Annotated in this window: 3 protein-coding genes and 1 pseudogene; 2 read left to right on the forward strand and 2 right to left on the reverse strand. The window is 74.8% G+C overall.

What is annotated here, in order from left to right; translation table 11 throughout:
- The coding region (locus tag B9G38_RS14055) for an alpha-amylase family glycosyl hydrolase (RefSeq protein ID WP_233127216.1) at positions 1-2,341 on the forward strand (2,341 nt) is incomplete at its 5' end.
- Positions 2,342-2,426: 85 nt separating this feature from the next.
- Entirely contained in the window at positions 2,427-3,488 is a 1,062-nt protein-coding gene (locus B9G38_RS14060) for a TrmB family transcriptional regulator sugar-binding domain-containing protein (protein WP_086220779.1), read from the forward strand.
- Between the two features lie 113 nt (positions 3,489-3,601).
- Here the strand turns inward: B9G38_RS14060 and B9G38_RS14065 are convergent, their stop codons facing one another.
- Positions 3,602-4,675, reverse strand: coding sequence for a hypothetical protein (locus tag B9G38_RS14065; RefSeq protein ID WP_086220780.1), 1,074 nt, complete (start codon positions 4,673-4,675; stop codon positions 3,602-3,604).
- Positions 4,676-4,700: 25 nt separating this feature from the next.
- Positions 4,701-5,188 (reverse strand): annotated as a pseudogene (locus B9G38_RS14070) (thioredoxin reductase); the annotation flags it as partial.

A 5,188-nucleotide genomic window follows, 5' to 3' on the forward strand; every position in this document is an offset into this window, starting at 1 on the left:
GGGCTGGCCCGACCCCGGCCCCCCGCGAACAACGAGCGCCGGCGGGCCCGTCGAGCTGGCGCCGCGCTCGCCCGACCCAGACGGAACGTACCGGTGGACCGTCCGCGACGCGCCCGCCGACAGCGAGCTCGCTCCCGGCGACGGCCCCGACCCGGAGTCGACCGGGCCGCCGAGCTCGGCGACGACGGCCGATCGCGAGGGACCGAGGACCGACGGCGAGGCGGCCGGCCGCGAGGCGGACGCCCCGGCGGTACTTCGCGCGGGCGAGACGGGCCGCGACGACGACCCCGTCGTCCACCTCGACCCGGACGTCCCCGGGACCTACGCCCTCGCGCTCGACGCGCCGGACGGCGTCCACCGACAGCGCGTGCGCGTCTTCCCCGACGAGCGGCGCGAGGCGGAGATCCGCGTCCCGGACGCCGACCTGTCGGTCGACGACCCCGACCGCGTCTCGCTGCTGTGGCACCTCAACGAGAACCGGCTCGCGCTCGACCGGACCGAGCGCGACGGCGACGAGTGGGTCGCGTCGGTGCGCGTCCCCCCCGGTCGGCACGGCTTCGGCCTCGTCCCCGACGGCGACCGCTCGGCGGCGTCCCACGGGGACTGCGAGGTTCCCGGTCCCGGTCGACCGCGGATATCGCTGGACGCGGCGGTCGTCGAGAGCGACGAGCCCGGTGACGACGGAGGGAGCGACCGGCTCCGCCTGACCGCCGCGGTCGAGCCCGCCCCGGGGGTCGACGACGTCGAGCGCGGCGGCGACCCGGACGCGCTCGACGCGACGTTCCTCGTCGACGACCGGGACGCCGACCCGGAGACGGTCGCGGCGGTCGAGTCGCGCGCCGACGGCTGGACGCTCTCGGTCCCGCTCGATGAGCTCCCCGGCTCGGTTCGGGTCCACGCGGTCCCGCACGGCGAGCGGTACGGGGCGGCGGAGACGGTCCGGATCGAGCGGGAAGGCACCGCGGCCGGCAGTGACGGTGGCGACGGCGACGGAGCGGTCGCGGTCACCGACCCGAACCCGACGCCGGAGTGGGCCGAGTCGCCGACGATATACGAGGTGTTCGTGCGGTCGTTCGCGGGCGACACGCTGCCGACGACGTTCGCGGAGATCGAGCGCCGCGTCGAGTACCTCGACCACCTCGGCGTCGACGCGCTCTGGCTCACCCCCGTCCTCGCCTCGCCGACGGACCACGGCTACCACGTCACCGACTACTACGACACGGCCGCGGACCTCGGCTCGCGCGAGGCGTTCGCGTCGCTCGTCGACGCCTGCCACGACGCCGGGATCCGCGTTATCTTCGACTTAGTGATCAACCACACCTCCCGCGACCACCCCGCGTTCCAGCTTCACTCGGCCGGCGTCGACGCGTACGCCGACCACTACCGCCGGACCGACGCCGCCAGCGACGTGACCGGGATCGACTGGGCCGAGCTCGGCGAGGGGGACGCGCCCGACTACTACTTCGAGTGGGGTCGGATCCCGAACCTCAACTACGACAGCCCGGCGGTCCGCGAGTGGCTGCTCGACGCCGTCGACGAGTGGGCCGCGGTCGTCGACGGCTTCCGCGCCGACGTGGCGTGGGGCGTCCCGCACGGCTTCTGGAAGGAGGTTGCCGACCGCGTTCCCGACGACACCCTCCTGCTCGACGAGACGCTCCCGCACGACCCGTTCTACGGCGAGGGGGAGTTCCACCGCCACTACGATACGTCGCTGTACGAGACGCTCCGGGCGGTCGGCGCGGGCGACGAGCCGGCGGACGCGGTCGAGGCGGCGCTCGCGCGCGGCGAGTGGCTCGGCTTCGGCGACCCCGCTTCCCAGATGCGCTACGTCGAGAACCACGACGAGGACCGGTACCTCGCCGAGCACGGCCGAGAAGCCCTGCGCGCGGCCGCCGCGGTGACGTTCACGCTGCCGGGGGCACCGATGATCTACGCCGGGCAGGAGCGCGGCAACGAGACGTACCGCGGACCGATCCGGTGGCACGACGGCGACAACGCCCTCACCGAGTTCCACCGCCGGCTGGCCGCGCTCCGGGAGGCCGAACCGGTCCTCCGCGACGGAGGGGTGTCGTTCGACGGCCGGGCCGACGCGGTCCGCGTCGTCGAGGGGGACGCCGAGCGCGTGGTCGCCTACGATCGCACGCCGCCGGCGGACGGGGCGGCCGACGGCGACGCCGATCGGGAGCCGCTCCTCGTCGTCGTCAACTTCGCCGAGGCGCCGGCGACCGTCGCCGTCCCCGACGCGGTCGAGGCGGACCTGTTCGGGGACGGGAGCGCGGCGGAGCGCGACGGCGACGGCGAGGCTCGGGTCGCGGTCGACGCGGTCGCCGTCCTCCGCTGACCGGTCGGCCGCCGGCGGTCGGTCGGGGAGCGGCGGCGCCGCCCGGTACCGACCCTTATAAGTGTCGCTCGGAAGAGGCGTGCGTATGGACGACCGGACGCTGACCGACCTCCTCCGCCGCTTCGGGCTCTCCGACAAGGAGGTCGACACCTATCTCAGTCTGCTGGAACACGGCGAGGCGAAGGCGAGCACGGTCGCCGACGCGGCGGGCGTCTCGAAGCGGTACGTCTACAGCGTGAGCGAGTCGCTGGAGGAGCGCGGCTTCGTCGAGGTGAACGACCACGTCGTGCCGACGACGATCCGCGCGAACCCCCCCGACGAGGTCATCGACCGGCTTCGGTCGGACGTCGACGCGATGCGACCCGGGCTGGCGGAGCGGTACTCCCGCGTGGAGCGTCAGGCCGAGCAGTTCGAGGTGATCAAGTCGCGCGTCACCGTCATCAAGCGGATCCGGTCGCTGCTGGCCGACGCCGAGTCGGAGGTGGCGCTGTCGATCACGGCGAAGCAGCTCCCGGAGGTGAAGGAGGCGCTCGCCGACGCGGTCGACCGCGGCGTCTTAGTCCTCCTCGTCGTCTCCGACGCGGCCGCCGACCTCGACGCGGACGACCCCGCGCTGGAGGGCGTCGCGAACGTCGTCCGGACCTGGAGCGAGGCGATGCCGACGCTGCGTACCGTCGACGCAGCGGCCGGCGGCGTGGCCCCGCCCGAGCTCCTCCGGCGGTCGACCACCGACCGGCAGGCCATCGCCTTCGCGCAGGAGCAGCTCGCGCCCGTGATCGTCGGCTCGTTCCTCGGGAACTACTGGCCCGCCGCGACCGAGCTGGCCGTCGCCGACCCCGCGCCGCTCCCGGCCGAGTACACCGACTTCAGACACACCGTCCTCCAGGCGACCCTGCGGCTCCGCGCCGGCGACCCCCCGCGCGTGACCGTCGCCGGCCGGTGGACCGACGACGACGAGCCGGCCGAGGTCGTCGGGCGCGTCGTCGAGACGAGACAGGGGATGGTGGAGCCGACGAACAACGAGTTCCCGGTCGAACACTCCCTCGTCGTCGAGACGGACGACGGCGAGGTCACCGTCGGGGGGCAGGGCGCGTTCGTCGAGGACGTCGAGGCCGACCTCGTGCGGATCGAGCCGGACGAGGAGTAGGGCGGCGACGCGGGCGCCGGTGTACGAGAGGCCGGCGCGCGGGGGACCGGACGCGGAGGGCCGAAGCGCGGAGAGCCGGAGCGGCGGCGGTCGGCGCGTCGCCACGGCGGCGGTCAGTTCCTCCCGGGAACCGACGCGGTCGACGGGCCGCCGTCGAGGGAGGGAGCTTGCGGGTCGACCCTGACCCACCAGTCCGAGCCGGTCGGGTCGCCGGCGGCTGCGAGGAGGGCGGTCCCGGCGATGCGTCCCCGCGGGTCCCGACGGCACACCTCCAAGGCGGCCGGGAGCGTCGCGACCCGTCCGTCCGTAGGCGACAGCGCGTACCCGCTGATCCGGACCGTCGCGTGGTCGGGGGCCCCGGCTTCCGGGTCCGGTCCCGCGTCGCCGGCGCGCTCGTAGCCCTCAACGAGGCCGACGGCCGCGAGGCGGTCGAACGCCGCGCTGACCGGATCGGCGGCGGACGGCTCCGGCGGGTCGGGGAGGCGCTCGGCGGCGTCGGCCACCACCGCCGCCTGCGCCGTCGGACCGAGGTGTCGGTTGAGGGCGGCCCCCATCGCTTCGAGCAGGCAGAGACAGAGCTCGTCGGGGTCGGAGACGCGCTCGGCAAGCGAGAAGTACGCGTCCATCACCGCCGACTCGGCGCGCTCGTGTCCGCCCGCGGAGAGCGCCTCGAACGTCGCCGCCGCCGCGGCGTGACAGAACTCGACGCGGTCGCGGCGCCGCCCCCGCTCGAGCGACTCGCGCGGTCGGGGGCGGTCCGCACGGTCCCCGTCGCGTTCGCCGTCGTCGCCCGCGCGCCGGCGATGGGCGGCGTCGTCCACGATCCGCTCCCGCAGCCGGTCCGGTACCGGCTCGGCTTCGTCGGGCGCGAACAGCGGTCCGCCGTCCTCGGGCACTGCCGGCGGGGATCCGTCGTCTCGCCCCGTCGGACGCGACTGGGGTTCGGCGAACTCCTGTCTGACGACGACGTCGTAGAAGGGGAGCTCCGGGTCGTACCGCCGGAGCGCGTCGCGGTACTGTTCCGTCGCGCGGGCGGCCGCACGGGCCGTCTCGCGGCTGTCGAACCGCAGCCCCGCGGCCGGAACCGGGCGGTCACCGTACCGGGCGCAGACGAGCGAGAACTCGCCGTCCGCGGCCGCGAGCGATTCGATGTGGTCCGCGATCTCGCGAAGGGTGGTTCCGATCACGGGTCGATTTCTGTCGTCGGGTCGGTCATTCCTCGAGGCTCGGGTGCGTCTCCTGCGGGTCCGGGTGCGGCTCGGCGAATCGGTCGCGGGTCGCGTCGAGCGCGGTCGACTCGCGCTCGCGGCGCTCGTCGGCGTCGATCTCCTCGCAGCCGGGCGGCACCTCGCGACCGCGGTCGGTGAAGTACCCCTCCGGCGCCACCCAGTCGTGGTAGAAGGCGGCGTCGTCGTCCTCCAACAGCGTGACCGCGACCTCGGCGCCGTGGCCGGCGCACACCGCGGTCTGGTGGGGCTTCTCCGCGAGCCGCCCCGCCGCGTACAGGCCGTCGACGCCGGTCCGGCCGCGCTCGTCGACGTCGACGTACGACTTCCCGCGGTCGACGATCCCGACGCCGTCGATCCCCTCCAGGTAGCCGACCTCGTTCTTCGTGGCCGCGACGACGTCCCGCGCCCGCACCGGGTCGGCGGTGTCGGTCTCGACGACGAACCGCCCGCCGTCGGCCGCCGCGTACGACC

It is taken from the genome of Halorubrum sp. SD612 (assembly GCF_002135005.1).

What these genes read in the sequence shown, in the direction of transcription:
- B9G38_RS14060 (WP_086220779.1), top strand. Translation starts at nt 2,427, where the DNA reads ATGGACGACCGGACGCTGACCGACCTCCTCCGCCGCTTCGGGCTCTCC.